We start from the raw sequence: 23,979 nt of genomic DNA, 5'->3' as shown, positions 1-23,979 counted from the left end.
TGAAACACTCCCCAAGCAGTTATTTGTACTGGTGCGATATGAAGAGGTTGATTTTGGGCATCGACGAAAATCACCATATACCGCCTACCGAATTTGTAGGCGTTCTTTTCCAAACCATCACTGCTACGCCAAACTCCAATCACCTTTCTATCGTTTCCGTATAGCAGAGGCGATCGCCCAATCACAAGTATTCGTGGTTGTCTATAAAGAGCGCCAGGAATGCCTATCTTTTCATCATTTTCGTCCAACTTGTTAGTAAGTACTTTATACTCTTTCCCACCTTCTAGTTCTTTATTTTTGTACCATCCTGCTAATTGTTGATTTTCGTAAGCAATCCAAATGCCTGCTGGTGAAGGAATACTTTTAGCTGCTGGAGTCTTTTCGTATGCCTTGTGTTCAGCAGAATCAAAGTCAAAAGCTGTCATAGTAGCTGCTTGCCTTTCTTTAATGTTAGTTTTCGCAAAAAATAAGCGAAGCTTTAATTCTGAGTGGCACTGATTTTAAAATAGTGATGGAAGAGAATTTTCTTCCACCTTTTTATTTACGCCGCTACCAACTCCCGACGAACTTGCGGCAGTTCAATCGGAGCAGTTGCCCTGGATAGAACCTTTACAGCCTCTTTCACACTCCAATACTGGACTCCATCACCACAGCGCCAGTAATAAGTCTTGGGGTCGTTTTCCCAGACTTCATCAGCATTTCTGACCTTGAAGATAATTCCCAAGAATTCACCATCTAGATATACGTTGTGAGCCGTCTGAAGGTCAGTGCGTCCTACATAGGTCAGTCGATAGTCGTCCACTGGTTCGCACAAGTCTTCTGCACGAGTCCCGCGATACCCACAGTTACCGCACCCATGTCCTTCGCAGTCTGGACAGATGGCAGCAGGCATATTCCACTTCGGCAGTGTAAAATCCCATTCAGCCGATGGGGTTAATATTCGAGCCTTGTGGGAAATATAACAACCAGCATGACCGATTACTTTATCAGAATGGTATTGGACGCTTAACGATAGCCAATCACAATCACCTAACAAGCCAATTTTCTCAGCAGCTTGTTTTAATTCCTCATCTTCCTGGTGATTGCACTCTACTGGAGCAGCAAGACTCGCTTTAACGTCTGCAACAGCGCGTTTGAATGGTTCTTTGTGGTATCGAGCATAGCCGTGGGTCATTTTTACCCACACAATATCATCACTTTTGATCCAGATAGTTACTACATCTTCGGGCTTGCACTCTTTTGAATAGTCCGATTGATTGACGATGGTTGCAATGATTTGGCGATCGCGTGTGGTTAACGGATCTTTTGTTGGCGCAGGGGCTGAAAGTTGTGTCATCATTAGAAATACCTCTTAAATGGGTAAAAGGGCGATCGCAGAGTTTGGTAGACGTAGCGATCGCCTTTTGATTTGTGTACTAATTGATGTTGTGGCAAGCCACAACACTCTCAATCTAGAATTGGCGAAGCCTAATATTCTCTTGCTCCTAGCCAGTGACCGGAGCTTGCTACAGCAGCATATCTCTTGATCGGGCGGTAGTCGGCAACGAGCTTCAAAGCGGCTATCGTACTGCTGTGGCAACTTTTTATTCAGCGCAAATCGATTTCCCTTCCTGTTCCCCTCGCTTTCTCCGGTTGCGTCAGTGCCTCAGCTACTCTCCCAGGTGGATTAATAAATTTACTATTTTCAAGGTTCAATGGTGAGCGCCTCTATATTTAGCTGGGAGGCTGGCGCTTGATTCCTCTCTTATAATTAATATAATACTAACTATTGTTAGTGATGTCAAGAGATGATTGAGGTATTTTAAGCTCTATTTGCGGAATAAAATCCTTCATCTGTGCGCCAATTGCTTTACACAATGTTTCTAACTGTTTTACGGATACACCATCAAAGTCATCATTTATTAACCGAATGATGAAAGCATCACTACATCTATTTCCTAGCTGTTCTGTCAAAATCTCAATTTTTTTGAAAGACAACCCAGAATTCTCTTTTTTATCTTTTAATAGAGCAGCTTTTTTGGCATCCCAACGGACTGTTTGCACTTCCTCTATCGGAACTAACACAAGATTTACTTCAATATTTTGATGATTTTCACTAACCATAGTAGTTGACATAAAATTTTATAGCAACTACTATTGTTATTGATAAAGCAAAAGCGATTATATTAAGAAACGCGATCGCTTCAATTTTGTGGTTTGCCAGATTCGCAAAGACAAGAGAACTCGACAGTTACAAAATCAATTTTTATACAGCACTTCCGCCAGCTATGAGGTACATTCTAAAAGCTGAAAGCGATGATAGGAGAGGGGCAAGGAGAAAACTATATTTCATAATAGCCGGAAGCGCTGTATCACTGGAAGATGCTAATTACTGCACCCTAATTACAACCGTTTGCTGTGAAATAGCGATCGCACTTTTAGGGCAGAGCAGTCCCTTCATCAATCGCATACGCTCTTTGATATTTCACCGATAGCAATGAGATATCAACAGAACAGGCACAAGTCGCCTAAGTTGACCCAATGTTATAAAATAACTCAGCAGCCAATTCACAGTATTCGGTCATCGCAACTCTTGGAGACGCTGCGCGAAGGCCACAACTGGCTAGAATGTACTAGAAAATAAATAGTAAATTTGCTCCTGGCATACTCACCCACTTTATAGCGATCGCTTGGGATTTCCTTTAAGAATGAGGGTGAGCGCTCACTTTCCCACAGAATCATTGCAAGTATTCTCCCACACTGCCATGAACTCTTGCCACTCCTCGTCTGTCTCAGGTGCTTTATCTTTGGTCAGTCCCACTATTCGCGCTAGCTTCCTGGCTTGGTCTATGCTCTCGCCAAGCTCTATCAACTGGTGTTCTAGATTGGGGTCGTAGCCTTGGGCTAGTAGCTGGGCATATTCAGTATCGGTTATGCCGAGGTTGTAGATGTTGGTCATTGGGGTTGGAGGGATTAAGGACGTTTGCTTACATCCGTTGGCATCGCTTGGGTTTTCCTCTCTACGATACGCTCTGCGTGTTCGCTTGAATGAGACGTGATCGCATAAAAAATTAAGCTGCCTTGTGTCGTGAATCTTCAGATATGTTCCAATTTTCAACTGTTGGTTTGTACAGCCAATGATTGAGTTTCTTGCTATCTACATAGTCTTTTAATCCAGGGTCAACCCAAATATGAAGCTTATCTAGGCATCCTAACTCAGTTGCAGCAGTTTCTATATATTCCCATTGCCTAATAAAACATTCTGCCCATGAGTTTTTAGTCATAACAGCCTCCGCAAAATCTAGTCCTGCTGCCACCATTCTTTTCCCATTGCTGCCACGGGCATTAATTGGTTCCCAAAATATCACCTCTGGATTGATACGCACCATTTTTTCCAAATGCCTTTTAAAATCATCTAAAACCATATTGGGAGGCGTGGGAGCAACTGCAACATACAACCGACACCCCGCTTTGTAACCTTCTAACATTGCCTCATAGCGCAAATTTGGTGAAGGTGCATGAGGTTCAATTTGCCGACTTAAATCGTCATTTAAGTATGGCAGACTCATTCCAACTGTTACATTAGGATGCTTAAGAATGTCGATATCTTTTACCCATAAAGGGCTACGAGTCAAAATTCTCACTCTTTTGTTATATTTCAATAAAATCTCAACAGCATTACGGGTAATACTTGCAGTCTGCTTGTTTTGATATGGATCAGTACCTGAGCAGAGCAAAACTACACCTTGACCTGCTGGTGTCTCTCGCCAAACCTTCTTACGGCTAAGTATTTTCTCTAGCTTTTCGGGGATGTCTTGACGCACAAAGAGATACTGCCCCCAGTCCATTTGCGGGTCATCAACTCCTTTGTTTTTTAGTTGTGATTGCCTTGCTCGGATGGCTGGAGTTGAGGGTACATAACAGAAGGTACAACCATGCAAACAACCTGATGCAATGTTAATTACGTAGTCACACAGTCCCTTTTTATTAAGTTGACTTTGTTGAAGTGGATTAACTACTTTTTCGGTTCCTTTAACAACTACCATATAATACGCTCACTTTGATATTCATACAATCTAACTAACCAAAAAATAGTAACATCACAATTAATTCATTATTTTTACAATAATTATATCATTCTTTTAGATATAGTAAAAATATTTAGATATATAATTGTAAGATTAACCCAAGTCTAATTTACTAGAAAGAAGTAAGTCGATGAATAAGCAAACCTTTGGTGGCAATTGGACAGAAGAAAAATTAAATAGAATTCGTAAATATCTTCCTGCTTATACAACTATATTAAAAGAATACAATTTTAAATACGCTTATATTGATGCATTTGCTGGCACTGGATACAGAACTCTTAAAGATACAGAAGAACAAAATCAGTTGTTACTGCCCGAACTTATAGACCAAGAGTCACAACAATTTATGGATGGTTCGGCACGCATAGCACTTCAGGTAGAACCAAGATTTAACAAATATATATTTATAGAGAAAGATATTAACAAAATTCCTCATTTAGAGCAGCTAAAAGTAGAATTTTTAGACAAAAATCAAGATATTAAAATAATTAATGATGATGCAAATAATTATTTAAAAACATTATGTGATAAAAATTGGCGGGCTAATCGTGCCGTACTATTTTTAGATCCATTTGGAATGCAAATACCTTGGTCAACAATCGAAGCGATTGCTCACACTGAAGCCATTGACCTTTGGTATTTATTTCCTTTGGGAGTTGCAATAAATAGGCTACTAACAAGAGATGGGAATATCAAAGAATCTTTAAAGAAAAGACTTGACGAAACATTTGGAACTACAGACTGGTTTGACAGTTTTTACACAACGACAAGACAACTAAGTTTATTCGAGAACAGCCCTCAAAGAGAAAAGACTGTAGATTGTGAGGCAATCGGTAGGTATTTTGTAAAAAGATTAGAAACTATATTTGCAGGAGTTGCAGAAAATCCACTTGTATTACGTAACTCGCGTAATAGTCCACTGTACTTGCTTTGTTTTGCATCCGCTAATCCCAAAGGGTCAAAAACAGCGATTAAAATTGCACAACATATATTAAAAGCATGAAGGTAAAAAGAACTAATTCTCGTTTTTGGGTACAAGGTTAACACCAATGCGACTAGTACCTATCCAATAGCCAGCATCAGCAAAGCTCTTGATGTTCTTGCGGGAGTGTCGATAGTTGGGGCGATGCCTACGGTGGGCTTTTAGAGCGATCAGAGCGATCGCTTACTTACATCCCCAGATTTTCCTTCTCAGCACCTCATCACCAGCAACCATGTCTCTAACTCAAAGTTCCTCACAGAATCAATTGCAAACATAAGTCGCAGCTGCTTTCCTATGACTGATTGTATTTTATGCAATTATGAAACTCTCCCGCCACGAGAAATTACAGAGTCTTTGATTATAGATTATTACGTATATTCACTGTAGTATTTCTGAAACTGGAGTTTACAATATTACGTAATCAATACTTCTCTCAATCTCATGCACCAAAGAAATTTCCAGAAGGGGAAATTTCTTATTCAGGATGGCAAGCAGAGCAAGAAGCATTGGATTGTGATGTACTATCACTTCCACATTTAAGTTAAAAAGACTAGTGCTTATATGGAAACGCTTGCCCCTGGTGCGCGGATTGTTGCTAGAGATGCAGAGTGGCTTGTACAATCCACTTCAAGAACACCCAGTGGTTCTGTGGTAATTGAAGTTGTAGGTGTAAGCGATTTTATTAAAGGTCGGACTGCACGGTTTGTCAAAGAATTAGAAGAAAACCTAGAAGTTTTAGACCCGAAAAACACTAATTTAGTACCAGATAATACTTCTGGTTATAGGAATTCGCTGCTTTTTATCGAAGCTCATCTACGGCAAACTGCCCCCACAGGGACTAATCTTTACATTGGTCATAAAGCAGCAATGGATGTGCTGCCTTACCAATTAGATCCAACGCTCAAAGCGCTTTCGATGCCGCGACAACGTTTGTTAATTGCAGATGCTGTCGGCTTGGGAAAAACTTTGGAAGCAGGAATTTTGGTTGCTGAGTTGATGCGTCGGAGACGGGCGAAACGGATTTTGGTTGTAACAACCAAAAGTATGCTGACTCAGTTCCAGAAAGAATTTTGGGTACGTTTTACTATACCCCTAGTACGCCTTGATTCTGTAGGTATCCAACGCATCCGCTCTCGTATCCCCACAAATCATAATCCTTTTCACTATTATGATAAAGCTATTGTCTCAGTTGATACCCTCAAACAAGACCGAGAGTATCGTACTTACATCGAGCAAGCTGAGTGGGATGTAATAGTCATTGATGAGGCACACAATGTTGCTCGTCGCGGACGTGGTAGCAGTGCTTCGCTGCGTTCTAAGTTGGCTGACCGTTTAGCAAGCCGTTCCGATAGCTTAATAATGTTATCAGCCACACCCCATGATGGACGTGCGGAAAGCTTTGCTAGCTTGATGAATATGCTCGACCCAACAGCGATTGCTAACGAGTCGAACTACAGCAAGGAAGATATTCGAGATTTGTACGTCCGGCGGTTTAAGAAAGATGTTATTGGCCAACTTCTTATAAAATTCCCTGAACGTCAGGTTTTAGCGCTAGAAACTAATGCTTCTGTAGAAGAAGAGGAAGCATTTGAAATTCTTAATAACTTAAAGCTGGCTGGGATTGACGCAAAAGCTTCAGTAGGTAAGTTGTTTAAAACTACTTTGTTAAAATCAATGCTGTCCAGCCCGATGGCTTGTTTGGAAACAGTACGCAATCGCATCAAGCGATTAGAAAAAACTGATGGTCAGCGTTTTGGTGACGATGTTGCCGAATTAAGCGTTTTACATTCAGCTTTGGAAACCATTAATGATAGAAATTTTTCAAAGTATCAAAAGCTGTTAAAACTAATCAGCACAAATAAAGCTGGAGGATTTGCTTGGAAAGGTATAGACCCAAAAGACCGAATTGTGATTTTTACCGAACGTTTAGAGACGATGCGGTTTCTTAAGGAGAGTTTAAAGCGTGACTTAAAGCTAAAAGAAGAAGCGATCGCTACCCTTGATGGGGGAATGCCAGATGTTGAGTTGATGGATGTTATCGAAGAATTTGGTAATGAAAAATCTCCGTTGCGGTTGGTGGTTGCTACGGATGTGGCATCGGAAGGGATTAATTTACATTATTTTTCGCACCGTCTCATACATTTTGATATTCCTTGGTCTTTAATGGCTTTGCAGCAACGTAATGGACGGGTTGACCGTTACGGACAAGAGCAACAACCGCAAATTCGTTATCTTTTGACTCGCTCAAATAACAAAAAAGTTGATGAAGCAGAGCGTATTGTTAGCGTTTTAGTTAGGAAAGACGAGCAAGCAATTAAAAATATTGGCGACCCTTCTGTTTTTATGGGGGTGTTTGATGTCGATAAAGAGGTGGAAGTGACATCAGCTGCCATAGAAGCAATTGAGCAGGGAGAAACCGCAGAAAGTTTTGATGCACGGCTGCAACCGGATGAAAAAATAGAGGATGATGATAACTGGTTTGCTAATGTGTTTGGGGATGAGCCAGAAGTGAGTGAGGAACCCCAAGCACAAGCAGCTATGCAGAAAATGCCAAGTTTATTTCCCGATGATTATCATTACACCTTGGCGGCATTGGGTGCGGTTAATGAAGAAAATCCTTTGCAATTACGTAGTTTTGAGGAAGAGTTGCTAATCGAGTTAACAATGCCCAACGAACTGCGATCGCGTTTTGAGCGTTTACCAAAAGAAATTCAACCTGCATCGAATGAGGCATTGCGTTTGTCTGGCGATCGCAACAAAGTGATGCGCGAACTAGAGGAATCACGAAAATCTGAGGAACGCTGGCCGTCTATTCAGTATCTTTGGGAACTGCATCCGATAGTTGATTGGTTAAACGACCGTGGTATAACGCTTTTCGGTAGGCATCAAGCACCTGTTATTGCCTTACCCCAGCTAATGAGCAATGAGGTTGTATTTATTATGTTAGGCATAATTCCTAACCGTCGTGGGCAGCCTCTAGTCAATAAATGGGTAAGTATAGTCTTTCAAAATCAAAACGTTAAGCATATAGAAGATTTTGAGGAAACGCTGCGCCGTACCGAATTCGGTCAAGCCTTGATTCCCAATCAAATATTGCCTGTTGATGAAAAACTTTTGAATTTACGCGGGTTGGCAGTCAGCGAAGCAAAAAAGAAAATGCTAGAGGAACAGAAGAAATTTGAAGATCAAACTAACGTCCAATTACAGGAACAATTAAATCGTTTAGATAAGCTCAAAGGTCAACATTATCAGCAATTAACAGTGCGCTTTGCAGATGGTACTCCTTTAGTTGAACAGAAAAAATCAAAAGAAGAACGCAGGATTGAGCAAATTTTTAATGAATATTGGCATTGGGTGGAGGATAGCATGACTACCGAACCTGCTCCATATATCAAAATTATTGCTGTGTTGCAGGGGGTTACTGTATGAGCCAATTAATAGGAATTGCTAACGAAAATGAGTTTTATTCCAATCATTATATTGATGCTATTCTCAAAGATGATATTAAAGGAATTGCTCAACGCTGGCGAGAAGCTGCGGCTGACAATGAAACAAAATCTCCCCCCGAATTATTGGGAAGTTTAGCTGCATCTTATTTTAGATTTATAAATAATTTTAGCAAAGAAAAGGAGATTGCGGAACGTCTAACTTTTCAACAGCAATGGTTTTCGGAAATTTTTGGTGCTTTAGGTTATCAGATTGAACCTACTCAGCGCATTCTTGATGAAGGGCAATTACTCCCAATACTGTGTGAAGTCAAAAAAAGTAATGGAGTGCCGTTGCTTTGGATTATAGAAGCTTTACCAGAAGGCGATGAAGTCATTGATATTTTAGATTTAAATTTAAATCAAGCACAAGTTACTGAAAAAGAAAATAATCAAAATAATACAAATACGGAATTAGTTTCGTCTGACTTTACTATAGAAGATATTGTCTCTGATTATATTTTCGCTCAAGATGAGCCACCCCGATGGTTATTACTTGCTAGTATTCATCAAATTATTCTCATTGACCGTTTTAAGTGGAATGCATCACGGTTATTGCGGTTTGATTTATCAGAAATTTTATCGCGCAAGGAATCGGATACACTACTTGCAACGGCGACATTACTGCATAAAGAACATACCTGTCCTAGCGAGGGTACAGCCTTACTCGATGAATTAGATGAAAATTCTCACCGTCATGCTTTTTCTGTTTCCGATGATTTGAAATATGCCCTCAGAAAATCAATTGAAATTTTGGGTAATGAAACAGTTTGGTATTTAAAAACTAAGCGTAAGGAAGGAGTATTTTCTGGGCAATTAGAGGCAGGACAATTATCAATTCAATGTTTGCGTTATATGTACCGTTTGCTATTTCTTTTTTACATCGAAGCACGACGGGATTTAGGTTATGCGCCGATGAATGCTGATATTTATCGGGAAGGTTATAGTTTAGAATCACTGCGGGAACTAGAGCAAGTAGAATTGCGGACAGAAGAAGATAAAAATGGTTATTTTATTAATGCTTCTCTTACCAAACTATTTGAAATAATTTGGCAAGGGTACGCACCAAGTAATGCGGGAACTCTGTATTTACCTGAAGAGAAAATTTATGATAACACTTTTGAACTTGCACCATTAAAAAGTCATTTATTTGACCCAGAACGCACTAAGTTACTGAATCGTGTCAAGTTCCGCAATAGTGTACTGCGAGACGTGATTGAATTAATGTCCCTGTCACGGGAGGGTAAAGGTAAGCGTCGGGGACGTATTTCTTATGCACAATTGGGAATTATCCAGTTGGGTGCTGTGTATGAATCTTTACTGTGCTTCCGGGGCTTTTTTGCTGAGACTGATTTGTATGAAGTGCAGCGTGCAGCGAAAAACAGTAAAGGATCAACTGGGGAAGATGACGAGGAAGAAGTAGAAGAAGAAACCCCCAAAAGTGGAAAAAACAACTATGACGAATTGGATGTTGCTTACTTCGTCAAGTTGGAAAATTTAGAACAATATACGACGGCGGAGCGGGTATTTAATGCTGATGGTACGGCGAAAATGCACCCCAAGGGTGAGTTTATCTATCGGTTAGCAGGAAGAGATCGTCAAAATTCTGCTTCTTATTATACGCCGGAATCGTTAACGCGTTGTTTGGTTAAGTATGCGTTGAAGGAATTGCTCAAGGACAAAACAGCTGATGATATTCTCAAGCTGAAGGTTTGCGAACCGGCAATGGGGAGTGCAGCATTTTTAAATGAAGCTGTTAATCAATTAGCAGAGAAATACTTGGAGTTAAAGCAGGACGAGTTAGAGAAACGCATTCCCCATGACGAGTATTTGCAGGAAAAGCAGAAAGTCAAAATGTTTTTGGTTGACCGTAACGTGTTTGGAATCGACTTGAACCCGGTTGCTATGGAGTTAGCAGAAGTGTCCTTGTGGTTGAATTGTATTTACAAACCGGAAAATAGAAAGGCTTTTGTACCTTGGTTTGGAATGCAACTGCACTGCGGTAATTCACTAATTGGTGCGCGTCGTCAGGTGTACAGCACTACGTTAATTCCGCGTGAGAAGAAACAACCATACTGGTATGACCACGAACCCCAACGGGTGATGATAGCGGAAAAGTTACCTGATGGGGTGGTGTTTCATTTTTTGTTGCCTGACCCAGGAATGGCGAATTATACCGATAAAGTTATCAAGTCTCTAGCACCAAACAAAATTGAAACTATAAATAACTGGCATAAGGAATTTTGTAAAGCAACCTATGACGATTTTGATGTTGATCGTTTAGTGACATTATCTCAACGCATAGATGAACTTTGGCAGCATCACACCGATGAACTGCGAGTGATACGACAACGCACTACTGACCCGTTGAGTATTTTTGGTTATGAAGAGGATGTACATCAGAGCAGCACTTTGGAAATCAAAGATAAGATTTTAGCGCAAGAGAAATTATCCGAAGGTGTGGGTAATTCTAGCTCTTATCGACGGTTGAAATTTGTCATGGACTATTGGTGTGCTTTGTGGTTTTGGCAAATCGAAAAAGCTAATTTATTGCCGTCAAGGTATGAGTATTTTATGGAATTGGCGGTCATTTTAGGTGAGACTGAAATGACGTTTGAGCACGAAGCTGAGTTACCGTTATTTCCTGATACAGCACAAAAGAATGAGGTGCAGAAGTTTGTTGATAATTATGGGCTAGTGAATGTTGAAAAGTTGGCGGAACGTTTTCCGAGGTTGGGGATAGTTGCAAAGATTGCGAAAGAGAAGAGATTTTTTCATTGGGAATTAGAGTTTGCGGATGTTTTTGCAGATAATGGTGGATTTGATTTGTTTCTAGGAAATCCGCCTTGGTTAAAAGTTGAGTGGGATAAAGGTGGAGTAATGGGTGATGCCGAACCTTTGTATGATGTGCGTGGTTTTTCTTCAAGTGAACTAGACAAAATAGCAAAAGCAGGGGATATATTTGTTAAATATCCAACTTTATTTTCTATTTATTTTTCAGAGTATGAAACATCAACTGCAATTCAAGACTTTCTTAATGCAAAACAAAATTATGCTTTATTAGCTGGACAGAAAGCAAATTTATATAAATGTTTTGTTCCTCAATCTTGGCAATTTTCTAATCAAAGAGGAGTACAAGCATTTATTCATCAAGACAGTATTTACGATGATCCCAAAGGTGGCATTTTTAGAACAGAGATTTATCCTCGTTTAAAATATCATTTTCAATTTGTAAATCAAATTATGCTCTTTAAAGATGTAGACAATAATGCAAAATATAGTCTTAATATTTATGGCAAGATTTTAGATAAAATAAGTTTTTATAATATTGCAAATTTATTCCATGCAAAAACAGTTGATAAATGTTTTGAACATAATGGCAAAGGAAAAACTGACGGAATAAAAAATAATCTTAACCAATGGAATCTTGAGGGACATCAAAAGCGAATTATTGAAATAAACCAAAATACTTTACAATTATTTGCTACACTTTATGATGAAGAAAATACCCCAGCTTTACAAGCAAGATTACCTGCTTTACACTCTGATAAATTATTAAATGTATTAGAAAGATTTGCTTTACCAAGCCAACGTTTAGGGAATTTAAAAGATAAATATTATGCCACTCCTTCAACTTGCTGGAATGAAGTCAATGCTGAAAAAGATGGTACTATTCAAAGAAATACTTGTTTCGCAAAATCATCACAACAATGGATTTTATCAGGTCCTCATTTTTTCGTAGGTACTCCTTTTTATAAAACACCAAAATCAATTTGTAATAGTCAAAATGCTTATGATGTAATTGATTTAACTACAATTACGGATAATTATTTACCTCGTACCAACTATATTCCTGCTTGCAGTGAAATAGAATATTTCAATCGTGTTCCTTCGATCAGTTGGATTGAAAATGGAGAAAGTAATACAAAGCAAGTTACAGAATATTATCGTTTAGTTTTTCGTAATATGTTAAATCCAAATCAAGAAAGAACTTTAATTAGTAGTATTATTCCTAAAATTTCCACACATACTAATGGTATTAAAAGTTATACTTTTTCAAATCAATTACAAAAGGATTTTTTAATATTAAGCGCTTTAACTTCTTCTATCATTTATGACTTTTTAGTTAAATCAACAGGGAAAACTAATTTGCATCAAATGTTAGAGGATTTTCCGGTTATTTCTGATACGAAATACGATAATGCTTTAATTATTCGCTGTTTATCCCTTACTTGTTTAACTAACCATTATGCCGAATTATGGGAAACAAGCTATAAAACAGAGTTTAATCAACATGGCTGGACTTCTGTAGAATTCAATACAACAAACGAATACAGAAAACCCTTAAATCCTGAATTTTTCAGCAAATTAACCCCCCACTGGCAACGAAATATTGCCCTCCGCACCGACTACGAACGCCGCCAAGCCCTAGTAGAAATTGATGTACTGGCAGCAATGGCATTAGGGCTAACCCTGGAAGAACTGATCACCATCTACCGTGTCCAATTCCCCGTTATGCGCCAATACGAAAAAGATACTTGGTACGATCAAAACGGGCGCATTGTATTTACCATCAGCAAAGGACTTGTAGGTGTTGGCTTCCCCCGCAAAGGTAAAAAAGGCGAACTGGGATGGGAAGACATCAAAGAGATTAAAACAGGTACAGTCGAACGCACCATCATCGACGACACCATGCCAGGTGGCCCCATCGAACGCACTATCATCTACCAAGCCCCCTTCGACCGTTGCGACAGGGAGGAGGACTACCACATTGCCTGGGAAGCCTTTGAAAAACGCTTTGCCGAACAGGAGGTTAAATCATGATACCGTCAGTAGTCGCCTCAGAAGTTCGCGCCAGTATTGAAGATTTTCTCAAAACCGAATTTCGCCCTGCCTCCCCAGGGTTTGAAGGGCTGATGCAACACTTCTTAGCAACACCGGAAGCTGTATTTAAAGGCCCTTACCTCTCTGTTGGTTTACCATTTCGCCCCGGTTCTACAGGTGCAGACTATTTCCCCGATGTGCCAATGGCATTTCCCCCACACCGCCATCAGGAACAAGCCTTCGCGCGATTAAAATCACCTTACTACCAATCAACCCTCGTCGCTACGGGAACCGGTTCGGGTAAAACAGAGTGTTTTATGTTACCCATCCTCAACCACTGCTACCAGCATGAGAGCGAACCGGGTATTAAAGCACTGCTAATTTACCCCATGAACGCCCTCGCTACCGACCAAGCAAAGCGGTTAGCAAGTCTCATTTGGCACAACCCAAAATTAAAAGGTAAGGTAACTGCTGGGTTATTTGTAGGCGAGTCGGAACGAGATCCAAAGGCGATGATGGGTGAAGACCATATCATCACCGACAAAAATATCCTGCGCCAATGTCCCCCCGACATCTTGCTAACTAACTATAAAATGCTGGACTATCTGCTGATTCGTCCTGGCGACCAACCATTATGGGTAGGAAATGCACCAGAAACCCTACGTTATTTAATAGTTGACGAAATTCACACCTTTGATGGCGCACAGGGGACAGATTTAGCTTGTTTAATCCGCCGTCTTAAAGCCAGGTTGCAAACCCCCAAACGTCATTTAGCCTGTGTTGGTACTTCTGCAACCTTGGGTGGTAGCGGTAACAAAGGGGATATGTTAGATTATGCAACTACGGTTTTTGACGAACCCTTTGACGAAAATGCCCTAGTTGAAGAAGATAGACTTGCTTGCAGGGAATTTCTCTTTGATGCTTACATCAACCCCCTCCCCATTCCCGAACCTGATAAATTAGAAATTCTTAAAGCTGCTAACTACCAAACTATTGAAGAATATATTCGCGCCCAATATCAGTTATGGTTTGAGGAAGCAATTAGCGAACCATTTAATAATAATGAATGGCGGGTTGAACTTGGCGATCGCTTAAAATCTCTACCTATTGTCCATAATCTACTCAAAGTTTTAGATCAAGGAGCAATTTCCCTAACTGAACTCTGGCAGAAACTTAGCCGGAAAATGCGCTTGCCAGATAGCGATGACCCAATTTATCAAGCGTCCTTATTTGATAGTTTAATCGCTTTGTGCGCCACTGCCCGCCGTCAATTGCACACTGCCCTTGCCCCTTGGGTTAATATTCGTTTGCAATTTTGGTTGCGAGAACTGCGCCGCATGGTGGGGACTGTAGAGCAAGAACCCCAATTAGTATTTGCTGACGACCAAGCATCAGAAGAAAAAGGGCGTGTCCTGCCAGTGATACACTGTCGAGACTGTGGTAGTACAGGATGGGGAGGATTAAGGCAGCAAGCAACGAACCATAAAATAGCTTGTGACCTGCGGGACTTCTATAAAGCTTACTTCTCAAACGACCCATTAATTACCTATGTTTTTCCCAACCAAGATAAAAATAACGATAGAGGTTGGTTATCTTGGCAACTTTGTACCGAATGTCTAACCCTTAACCGCACAGATGCCCACAGTTGTTATAGGTGCGCTAGCCAGGAATTTATTCCAGTTATCGAACCAGACCAAGATACGATTGTTCGCACGATAAAAACCAAAAACGGCAATTCCCGGCGCATTTCTAACCATGATTGTCCCTTCTGTGGTAGTAAAAATGGTTTAGCAATCCTTGGTTCTCGTGCTGCAAGTTTAGCTAGTGCCGCAATTGGTACTTTATTTTCATCAGCTTACAACGACGATCGCAAACTAATTACTTTTTCCGACTCTGTACAAGACGCAGCACACCGTGCAGGCTTTTTTGAAACTCGCACCTTCCGCACTACTTTGAGAACCGCCCTACGCCAGCACCTTGATAATAAAGCAATAGCATGGAATTTAGCGGATATTCGGGCTGACTTTTATCAATATTGGCAAAATCAAATTGGTAACGATGGTGATTATATTGCCACCTTTATGCCCTCAGATTTGCAATGGCTGCGGGAATGGGAAGAATTACAACAAGCAGGAACAGCAAAACCCAGCCTTGTTGACCTAATTAATAGACGACTAGATTGGGAAGTAGTTGCAGAAATTGGTTTGCGGACAAACTTGGGAGCTTCGCTAGAACGCACAGATACTTGTGCAGTTTTTCTCGATAGTAATTTGCTGAACCCTGCTTGCTTAAGCTTACTCGAACAACTTCGCAACGAAATCGGCGGGCTGGAAAACCTTGACCAGGACACCCTACACCGTTTCCTTTTGGGCTTAATTTCCCATCTACGGCTACAAGGCGGTATTTTGCATTCGATGGCAGAAAACTATATTGAAAGTGGCGGTCAAACCTTTCGATTGCAGCAACCATTATTTATGCCTGGTTTTGGACCTTCCTCCCTTGCACCCGTTTATTTTGTCCAAAATGGTAGTGTTCCCCGCTTTGAAACCTTAGTCCGACCATCAGGAAAAGTAACTTGGTGTGAAAATTGGGCTTTTAAGCTATTTTCTAGCTACACGCCATTGATTGTTGCCCAGGTAGAAAACCTTTACAACCTAGTTTTAAATCAACTGGTGGCTCATCATATTCTTGGAGTGAGGGAAACACGTAATAACGCAAAAGTCTGGGGTATTGAACAAACAGCATTATATTTAGATACTACAGCCCATCACCTCGAATGTGACAAATGCGGTCACAGTATTACCGTTTCCCCTGAAGAATTAAGACTGTGGACGGATACACCATGTATGCGTTCCAAGTGTACCGGGAAATATCAACCATCTGAACGAAAAACCCGCGATTTTTACCGCAATTTATATTCTAAAGGTCGAGTGTGGCGCATTTTTGCTAGAGAACACACCGGGCTATTAGAAAGAGATGTCCGCGAAGAATTAGAAAATCGCTTTATCACAGGTCGCCACCGCTACGACCCAAATCTTCTTTCTGCTACTTCAACGCTGGAAATGGGGATTGATATTGGTACGCTTTCCTCTGTTTTATTATGTTCCGTTCCTCCCGCCCAAGCAAACTACCAGCAGCGTATTGGTCGTGCAGGTCGTCGAGATGGGAATGCTTTTATCGCCGCGATCGCCAACGGTACTCCCCACGACCTGTATTTTTGGGCTGATCCAATGTTAATGATTGCAGGCGGGGTGGATACTCCCGGTTCTTACCTCGATGCTTCAGCAATTTTACAACGCCAACTCACTGCTTACTGTCTCGACCGTTGGGTGTCCCAAGGTGTTACTCCAGAGCAACTCCCCGAACGATTTGGGACTGTTTTAGATAGCGTCCAGCAACGTGATTTAACTCGCTTTCCTTATACATGGCTGAGTTTTATTGAAAACCAACAGTTAGAACTTCTGCAAGATTTTCTCGACCTCTTCCAAAATCAAATATCCACCCGCAGCGCCGAACAGTTAAAAATATTTATTGAGAAAGGCGAGAACGATGAAGGGGGACTGCGTTGGCACATTGTCAACCGCTTGCAGGAAGTAGTAGAAGAACGCCGTCGCTTGAAAAACCAGAGTGATACTTTACGGCGACGGATCAAAGACAAAGAAAAAGCTGCCAAGAGTCAAAATCATGAAGAAGAACTAGCCGAACTCCACCGCGAACGAGGGGGGCTGATGGAGTTAGCCAAAAATATCAGCGATAAAAACACCTTCAACTTCTTTACCGATGAAGGGTTGCTACCCAATTATGCCTTCCCCGAACCCGGCGTAATCCTGAAGTCAATTATTTGGCGACAAAAAAATATTAAAGGGGATGGTGCATCTGGGAAGTACGAAACCTTTACCTTTGAGTACGAACGTCCTAGTGCGATCGCATTGCGAGAACTTGCTCCTTCTGGTGTATTTTACGCTGAGGGGAACCGCGTCAAAATTGACCAAATCGACTTAAACATTTCCAAAATTGAAGAGTGGCGATTGTGTAGAAACTGTTGTTACGCTGCTCCGGCTATTCTAGATGCAGCCAAAGAACCAGCTTGTCCGCGCTGTGGGGACAGAATGTGGTCGGATGCAGGACGCAAGCGCAAAATGATTCGTCTGCGCCAAGTTATAGCGACCACTAACGCTAGAGAAAGCCGTATTGGTGATGATAAAGATGAGCGCCAACCAGCTTTTTTCACTCAACAAATGCTGGTAGATTTTGAACCAGAAGTACGGGAAAAGACCTTTGTAATTAAAAATGATGAATTTCCCTTTGGTTTTGAATTTATTTCACGAGTCACCTTTCGAGAAGTAAATTTTGGGGAGGGTAATTCCCAATCTGAAAACTTTGAAGTCGCTGGTATCAATCGTCCCCGTGCTGGTTTTCGGATTTGTCGCCATTGCGGTAAAGTTCAAACTGACCCGGAAAAACCAGAACACGCCTTGATTTGTTCCCGCCGTGAAAGTAGCAGTGAAAACGATTTTACCGATATTTTGTACTTGTTCAGACAATTTGAATCAGAAGCAATCAGGATATTGCTACCTGTAGACACTTTAACTTCTGATAAAAAATTACATTCATTTATTGCAGCCCTACAACTAGGGTTAAAACAATACTTTAAGGGGAAAGTAGACCACCTCAGAACCCTTATTAGTCACGAACCGCAAGAAAATACACCTAGCTTGTTACGCAAACCCTTTCTATTTTTATATGACACCATTCCTGGTGGTACCGGATATCTACGCGAACTACTACGAGATCCAAATAACTTTTTCTCTGTGTTTGAAAAAGCACTAATTATTTTACGTGCTTGCGATTGCAATGATGGCTGTTATAACTGCTTATACGGCTATCGTAATAGTTTTGACCAAGACCAAACCAGCCGCAGGACAGCAATTGATTTACTTAATACTATTGTTAGCCATCGACATCAATTAACTGAAACTCAAGGAGCGCTTTCTCAAGTTAAGCTTAATGCCTTATTTGACAGCATCCTTGAGCTACGTTTGATTGAAGCATTACGACGCTACCGCCATAATAACGAACCGACCATTGTTCGCAAAGAAATAGTTAACGGAAAAGCTGGTTATTTTATTAGAATTGGTAATCAAGATTGGAATGTTGAACCACAGGTAGAACTTGGCAGAAATGAAGGGATTGAAGTTCGTAGTCTAGCTGATTTTGTCTTTTATCCTGCTAAAAATACAACAGCAATTAAACCAATAGTCGTATTTACCGATGGCTGGCAATACCATGCACACCGCATTGCTGAAGATTTCCTCCAACGTATGGCAATTGCCAAAAGTAATAGATATCACGTTTGGTCTTTAACTTGGGGAGATGTAGAATCGCAGTTTTCTAATAAGCAAGCCGATTTTTATATTGACCTTTTAGAAGTCGGTGTTAGTCAGCAGTTTAAGGCTAAAGAAAGCACGCTATATGAAAAATATCGATGCAGTGAATTACGGCTTGTTGCTCAGAAAAATAGTTTTTTTTGGTTAACCAATTTTCTACTTAATCCAAATAGAGATTTATGGAAAAACTTTGCTCTGATGAGAACATCGGCTCAATTTGATAATGTTCGTTTCAGCCAGCAAGATGCTCGTCAATCTTGGGCAGAAGCAGTATTAAGTAAAAGTAATGTCTCAATTATAGATGCATTTAAACCAATAGAAAATGGCAAAATGTTAGGTTTAGTTGATCTGATTATAAATAGCGACAAGATTTGGGCAAGTATTTACCTTTCTGTAGATGGTAAACGTCATTCATCTTTTGATAGTGCTGGTTCGTTTGTCGTTATTTATTTGGATGATCAAACAACAGAAGCTGAAAAAGAATTACAAAAAACTTGGGGAGGAGTTTTACGGTATTTCAATATTTTACAATTTCTTGACCATAGTTACGTTGTGACTGCTCTAGGTAATGAAAATGGTTTAAATTCTGCATTAGTACCTCCCAAAGGAAACCAGAATCAATCTCAACCAACAGTTCAATATAATGTAACAGCTTGGCAAAAGCTAGAGGAACTAGTTTTTGATGAGACAACATTAGAATTGTTGCGCTATGTGCAAGAGCATAACTGGGATTTACCAGAGGTCGGTTATGAGTTAATGGATAGTAATGAAGTTATTATTGCTGAAGCTGAATTAGCTTGGTCGAGTTATAAATGTGCTGTTCTAATTGAAGGAGATAATAGTTTAAAGCTATTTAAATCAGCCGGATGGCAGGTAGCTACTATTGCCGAAGTTATGGCAAATCCAGAAATATTTCGCAGTCAATATATCAATTAATGATTAACTAAATATAAAAGCATAAAAAAATAATTATATGTTAAATCATCAACCAAAACTAGCAATATCCGCGGATTTCCTTGACGCTTTTAGTAGGCTACCCCGACAAATTCAGGGTAAAACAAATGTATTTTTGGAAAAGTTCAAGAAAGACCCAACTAGTTCTAGTATTAATTATGAGTCAATTAGCGGCAGAGATTCTCGATTAAAATCTGTTCGCATTGACTTATCGTATAGAGCTATTGTTTTTAAACCTGATAAAGGCAATACCTATATTCTTCTGTGGGTTGATAGCCATGATGATGCTTATAATTGGGCGCAACGCCGAGTGTGTAAAATCAACCCAGAATCCGGTGCATTACAGATTATAGACATTGAAGAAGCAAGCGCAATTGAAGCAGAAATTTCGAGTCGTAAAGTACCAGAAATTCCCGGTCGATTTGATAAAATATCAGATAAATATTTACTACGGCTTGGCGTTCCCAATGAATTATTGGGTGCAATTCGCGCAGTTGTAACCGACGAAGATATCGATCAATTAGTCTCTAAGCTACCCGAAGAAGCTGCTGATGCTGTACTGATGTTAGGTGCTGGGTACTCCATCGAAGAAATCCTCGCAGCACAAGATAAAAACCGCGAACAGACTATCGACACAGATAACATTGATGCCGCTCTAGAAAAAGACGATAGCAAACGCCGCTTCCGAGTTGTTGAAAACGAAGCAGAACTGTTAGAAATTCTGGCTGCACCCTTAGAAAAATGGCGCGTATTTCTCCACCCCAGCCAAAGACGTTTGGTTGAACGCGACTGGAAAGGGCCAGTACGAGTATTAGGTGGTGCAGGAACTGGGAAGACAGTTGTAGCAATGCACCGTGCTAAATGGCTGGCAGAAAATCGGTTTACAAATTCAGGCGATCGCATTTTATTTACGACCTTTACCCGCAACCTTGCAGTCGATATTGAGGCTAACTTACGTAAAATTTGCTCTCCTGAAACCATGCGCCGCATACGAGTTGAAAATATTGACGCTTGGGTAACATCATTTCTAAAAAGTGAAGGAGTCAGCGCTAAAATTGTTTACGATGACCAAGTGGCAGAACTTTGGGACAAAGCTTACGAATGTAAACCTGAATCTCCATCGCTAACCCTTGCTTTTTATAAAGACGAATGGCGTGAAGTAATTCAAGCTAATAAAATTACAAACTTCAAGCAATACCTAACAGCTACCCGAACTGGACGCGGTACAAGACTCAACCGAGCCGAACGAGCCGCCATTTGGGTTGTTTTTGAAGAATATCGCTCTTTACTTCAGCAAAAAGGATGGAAAGAAAGCGAAGATGCAATGCGTGATGTTTGTAGTTTACTACAAAATAAACCAGGGGAAACCTTACCTTTCAAAGCTGTAATCGTGGATGAGGCTCAAGATATGAGCGATGCAGTTTTCTCACTAATTAGGGCAATAGTTCCACCTAAAGATGATGGCAATGATATTTTTCTAGTTGGCGACCCTCACCAACGCATTTACGGTCGTAAAGTTGTTCTTAGTCGCTGCGGTATTGATATTCGTGGTCGCTCCCACAAATTGAGAATTAATTACCGTACAACAGACGAAACTAGGAAGTGGGCAACAAAGGTATTAGATGGAGTTACTGTTGATGACTTGGACGGTGATAAAGATGACCTTAAAGGTTATCGTTCCTTGCTTCATGGAGATAAACCTATAGTCAAGGGATTTTCTAGTTTTGACGATGAAATAAACTTCATTAGTAACCACCTTCAGCAACTAGAAAGTAATGGTACTGCTTTATGCAATGTTTGTATTGTAGTACGTACTAATCCTCTAGTTAAACAGTATGTTTCTGCGTTTGAAAAATTTGGTATAAAAGCACGAGAAATCAAACGGACTCAACCTGATAATTTATCCGAGCAAGGTGTCCGTATCGCAACAATGCACAGAGTTAAAGGTTTGCAATTTGACTATATGCTTTTAGCAGGTATTAATGATGGAATTTTGCCGTTAAAATCTGCATTATCTAATGCTTCTGACAAAGCAGCATATAATTCACTAATTAATTCAGAGCGTTCTTTAATCCACGTCGCTGCTACCCGCGCTAAATGTTGCGTTACGGTTAGTTATTATGGGCAACCAAGTTCTTTGCTTCCAGCAACAAATGAGGAATAAAGAGACAGTGCTCCAGCGAATCGGAATACATTCGAGTGATGCGCTCACTTACACTTACAGTGGGAGAAACAGAATATCGCTCAAGGACTGCATCTATTCACATTTGGCAGGTAAATAATCGTAAGACTTCAGGTAAGGACATTGCCTGAGCCTATGTGTTATGCTAAACCCTTTTGAAGCAATGGAGGATTTTGACTTGTCAGATAGCTTGTTTAGCGCATTACGTAAATATCTCAAAAGCCAAGAACTTGATCCGATTGAAAATTTCATTACTGAAGGGTTCGCTTGGTTATTAAGAAATAAAGCAGGGCTTTCTCATAATTTTTTAAATTATCTAGCTACTAGACTACCAGAGTCTCTTACTTTAACCCATGATTTATTACCGGAATGGAAAACACAACATACTTTTCCCGGTGGACAAATAGATATGTTAGCAGATTTTGGACAATTTGCTTTCATATTTGAACATAAGATATGGTCAAGTTTGAGTCTAGGGCAACTAGATAAATATCGTGAATATGCCTCATCAAACTCAAAGTGGTCACAAGGATTTTCGTTAATTTTGATAACTGGATTAACTCGTCAGCATGAACAAAATCCAGATTTAGCTCTCACTTGGAGTGATATCTATAATTTTTTAAAATATTGGTTAGAAAAACAATCAGATGATCATCTGGTTCGTGACTTTATGGATATGCTTTCTGAAGAAAATCTCGGGCCAGCAGCACCAGTTTCTTATGAAAGTATAGTCTCTTTTTTACCTGCTCAATCACTATTACCTAACCTAAAAAGAGTAACATTAGTTGCTGCTGAGGCAAAAAACTGGATTTGGGTATCAAAAAGAATTGGATTCAATCAAGAAGCGTCTATCCCGTGTGTACCAATAAAATACCAGTGGGGGCGATTGGGAATAGATATTTTAGATAGTTGGTTTCCAGGCATATTCATTGGTACTCTTTTAGATGGTTCGGATCATCGCGTACAACTTTTAAATTCCCATTTGGGCCCAAATTTTTGTTTAATTTTATCTTTCCATATAGATATGTGGAAGCACTTTGAAGGAGATTTTTTTAATTCTATTGAATATACTGAACTCCGGTCACGATTAAAAAATAATTCTGGGAAATGGGATTTTTGTGATCACCGATTTGAAGCAATTAAAGCAAATCCTTGGCATCATCTTCATCTAAGGCAATCTTTAACTGAAGTATTGCGAGGTAGCATGACATTTGAAGAGCAAGTTGAAAGATTCATTTTACAGGGTCGTGAAGTAATTGAATTATTGCTTGCTGGTGGTGAACTAGAAGCTTTGACAAAGCGACTGCATCCTATTGCTAGAAATAGTGATTTACCTTCTATCTCTTTATCTTCGTTGACCTCAAGCACTGATATAATAAATCAACATTTTTAGCCACTCAAACTGCCAGCAGCATTATCAATCCCATATTCTTGCTCTATCACACCCAACAGCTTTTCTTCTACCGCAGTCAAATATGGTCGCTTCAACTCCCCCAAGTGCTTCAGCACAGCACGGGCTGCCTCTTCCAAGTTCTCGTTTTCCCGTAATCTACTGATGTGATAGCTAATCTGCTGACATTTCGATTCCAGGTAGTTCAGTGGCTTCAGGTGGTCAATTCTCAGGGTGTACTCTCCATCCCACATTGTAACTGTACAACTGAACTCACTGACATGGCTAACGATGCACCAGCAGCCTCCTTTACCCCCAGGGCAAACGCATCTCAAGTATAAAAATAAAAATCCTTTAATAGCAAGGGTTTCAGCGTCTTTATAATTTAGCTTGTTTTTCGCTAAGATCCTTATTTAGCAAGGGTTTTAGAAATCCCGTGCGTTCGCCCTGCCCTTACTCCTGAGTTCGGGATTGTCTTTGAGTATGATTTAGCATACTTCCTCCACACGGTAAAGATTTCGTGCTTTAGTGCGTTCCATGATCGGTTGTACTAAATCTTTAGTCAAGTTTCTTCATAGTTGTAAGCTTTGCTGTAGAGAAACTTGATCGCGAATTTCTCACAAACAATAAAAAATCAATTCACATCACTTGATTTAAGATATTTTTTTATACATCATCAATTGAAATTTATGAGGTTAAACAAACTAA

The 23,979-nt window shown here is 40.2% G+C and carries 13 protein-coding genes; 7 read left to right on the top strand and 6 right to left on the bottom strand.

Translation table 11 applies throughout. The features are described from left to right. Both H6G26_RS29335 and H6G26_RS29330 read right to left on the bottom strand, forming a co-directional pair. A partial coding sequence (locus H6G26_RS29335; protein ID WP_199327142.1) for a DUF5895 domain-containing protein occupies positions 1-425 on the bottom strand: 425 nt, incomplete at its 3' end. A gap of 116 nt (positions 426-541) precedes the next feature. Next, positions 542-1,339: a hypothetical protein gene (locus tag H6G26_RS29330; protein WP_190733788.1), complete on the bottom strand. Its 798-nt coding sequence runs from the start codon at positions 1,337-1,339 to the stop codon at positions 542-544. Positions 1,340-1,355: 16 nt separating this feature from the next. Between H6G26_RS29330 and H6G26_RS29325 the strand changes: the two genes are divergently transcribed. Further along, positions 1,356-1,526, top strand: a complete 171-nt coding sequence (locus tag H6G26_RS29325) for a hypothetical protein (protein WP_190733786.1) — start codon at positions 1,356-1,358, stop codon at positions 1,524-1,526. Between the two features lie 235 nt (positions 1,527-1,761). On the opposite strand, the gene H6G26_RS29320 is transcribed toward H6G26_RS29325, so the two are convergent. From H6G26_RS29320 to H6G26_RS29310, 3 genes are all read right to left on the bottom strand, one after another. Beyond that, positions 1,762-2,115 carry a hypothetical protein gene (locus tag H6G26_RS29320; RefSeq protein ID WP_190733784.1) on the bottom strand — a complete coding sequence of 118 codons (354 nt, stop codon included), beginning with the start codon at positions 2,113-2,115 and terminating at the stop codon, positions 1,762-1,764. Positions 2,116-2,701: 586 nt separating this feature from the next. After that, a complete protein-coding gene (locus tag H6G26_RS29315; RefSeq protein WP_190733782.1) occupies positions 2,702-2,938 on the bottom strand; it encodes a hypothetical protein in 237 nt (78 codons plus the stop codon). Between the two features lie 112 nt (positions 2,939-3,050). Next, complete coding sequence (locus H6G26_RS29310) at positions 3,051-4,025, bottom strand: radical SAM protein (protein ID WP_190733780.1); 975 nt, start codon at positions 4,023-4,025, stop codon at positions 3,051-3,053. Between the two features lie 172 nt (positions 4,026-4,197). Between H6G26_RS29310 and H6G26_RS29305 the strand changes: the two genes are divergently transcribed. The 6 genes from H6G26_RS29305 (at position 4,198) to H6G26_RS29280 (ending at position 23,274) form a co-directional block, all read left to right on the top strand. After that, positions 4,198-5,070, top strand: coding sequence for a three-Cys-motif partner protein TcmP (locus H6G26_RS29305; protein ID WP_190733778.1), 873 nt, complete (start codon positions 4,198-4,200; stop codon positions 5,068-5,070). Positions 5,071-5,610: 540 nt separating this feature from the next. Then, on the top strand, positions 5,611-8,478 hold the full coding sequence (locus H6G26_RS29300; RefSeq protein WP_190733777.1) for a DEAD/DEAH box helicase: 2,868 nt from the start codon (positions 5,611-5,613) through the stop codon (positions 8,476-8,478). Further along, the gene (locus H6G26_RS29295) at positions 8,475-13,358 is read left to right on the top strand and encodes an N-6 DNA methylase (protein WP_190733775.1); all 4,884 of its coding nucleotides are present in this window, start codon (positions 8,475-8,477) and stop codon (positions 13,356-13,358) included. The genes H6G26_RS29300 and H6G26_RS29295 overlap by 4 nt, the downstream gene beginning before the upstream one ends. Beyond that, positions 13,355-19,681, top strand: a complete 6,327-nt coding sequence (locus H6G26_RS29290) for a DEAD/DEAH box helicase (protein WP_190733773.1) — start codon at positions 13,355-13,357, stop codon at positions 19,679-19,681. The genes H6G26_RS29295 and H6G26_RS29290 overlap by 4 nt, the downstream gene beginning before the upstream one ends. A 37-nt stretch (positions 19,682-19,718) precedes the next feature. Beyond that, a complete protein-coding gene (locus H6G26_RS29285; protein WP_190733771.1) occupies positions 19,719-21,863 on the top strand; it encodes a UvrD-helicase domain-containing protein in 2,145 nt (714 codons plus the stop codon). 160 nt (positions 21,864-22,023) lie between these two features. Beyond that, positions 22,024-23,274 carry a PD-(D/E)XK nuclease family protein gene (locus tag H6G26_RS29280; protein WP_190733769.1) on the top strand — a complete coding sequence of 417 codons (1,251 nt, stop codon included), beginning with the start codon at positions 22,024-22,026 and terminating at the stop codon, positions 23,272-23,274. Here H6G26_RS29280 and H6G26_RS29275 read toward each other — a convergent pair. After that, positions 23,271-23,525, bottom strand: a complete 255-nt coding sequence (locus H6G26_RS29275; RefSeq protein ID WP_190733767.1) for a hypothetical protein — start codon at positions 23,523-23,525, stop codon at positions 23,271-23,273. The two genes, H6G26_RS29280 and H6G26_RS29275, sit on opposite strands and share 4 nt — an antisense overlap. Between the last annotated feature and the right edge of the window lie 454 nt (positions 23,526-23,979).

Origin of the sequence: Nostoc sp. FACHB-888, from assembly GCF_014696655.1 — a bacterium.
Classification (GTDB): domain Bacteria; phylum Cyanobacteriota; class Cyanobacteriia; order Cyanobacteriales; family Nostocaceae; genus Nostoc.
This window is presented reverse-complemented; position numbering and strand designations above follow the sequence as displayed.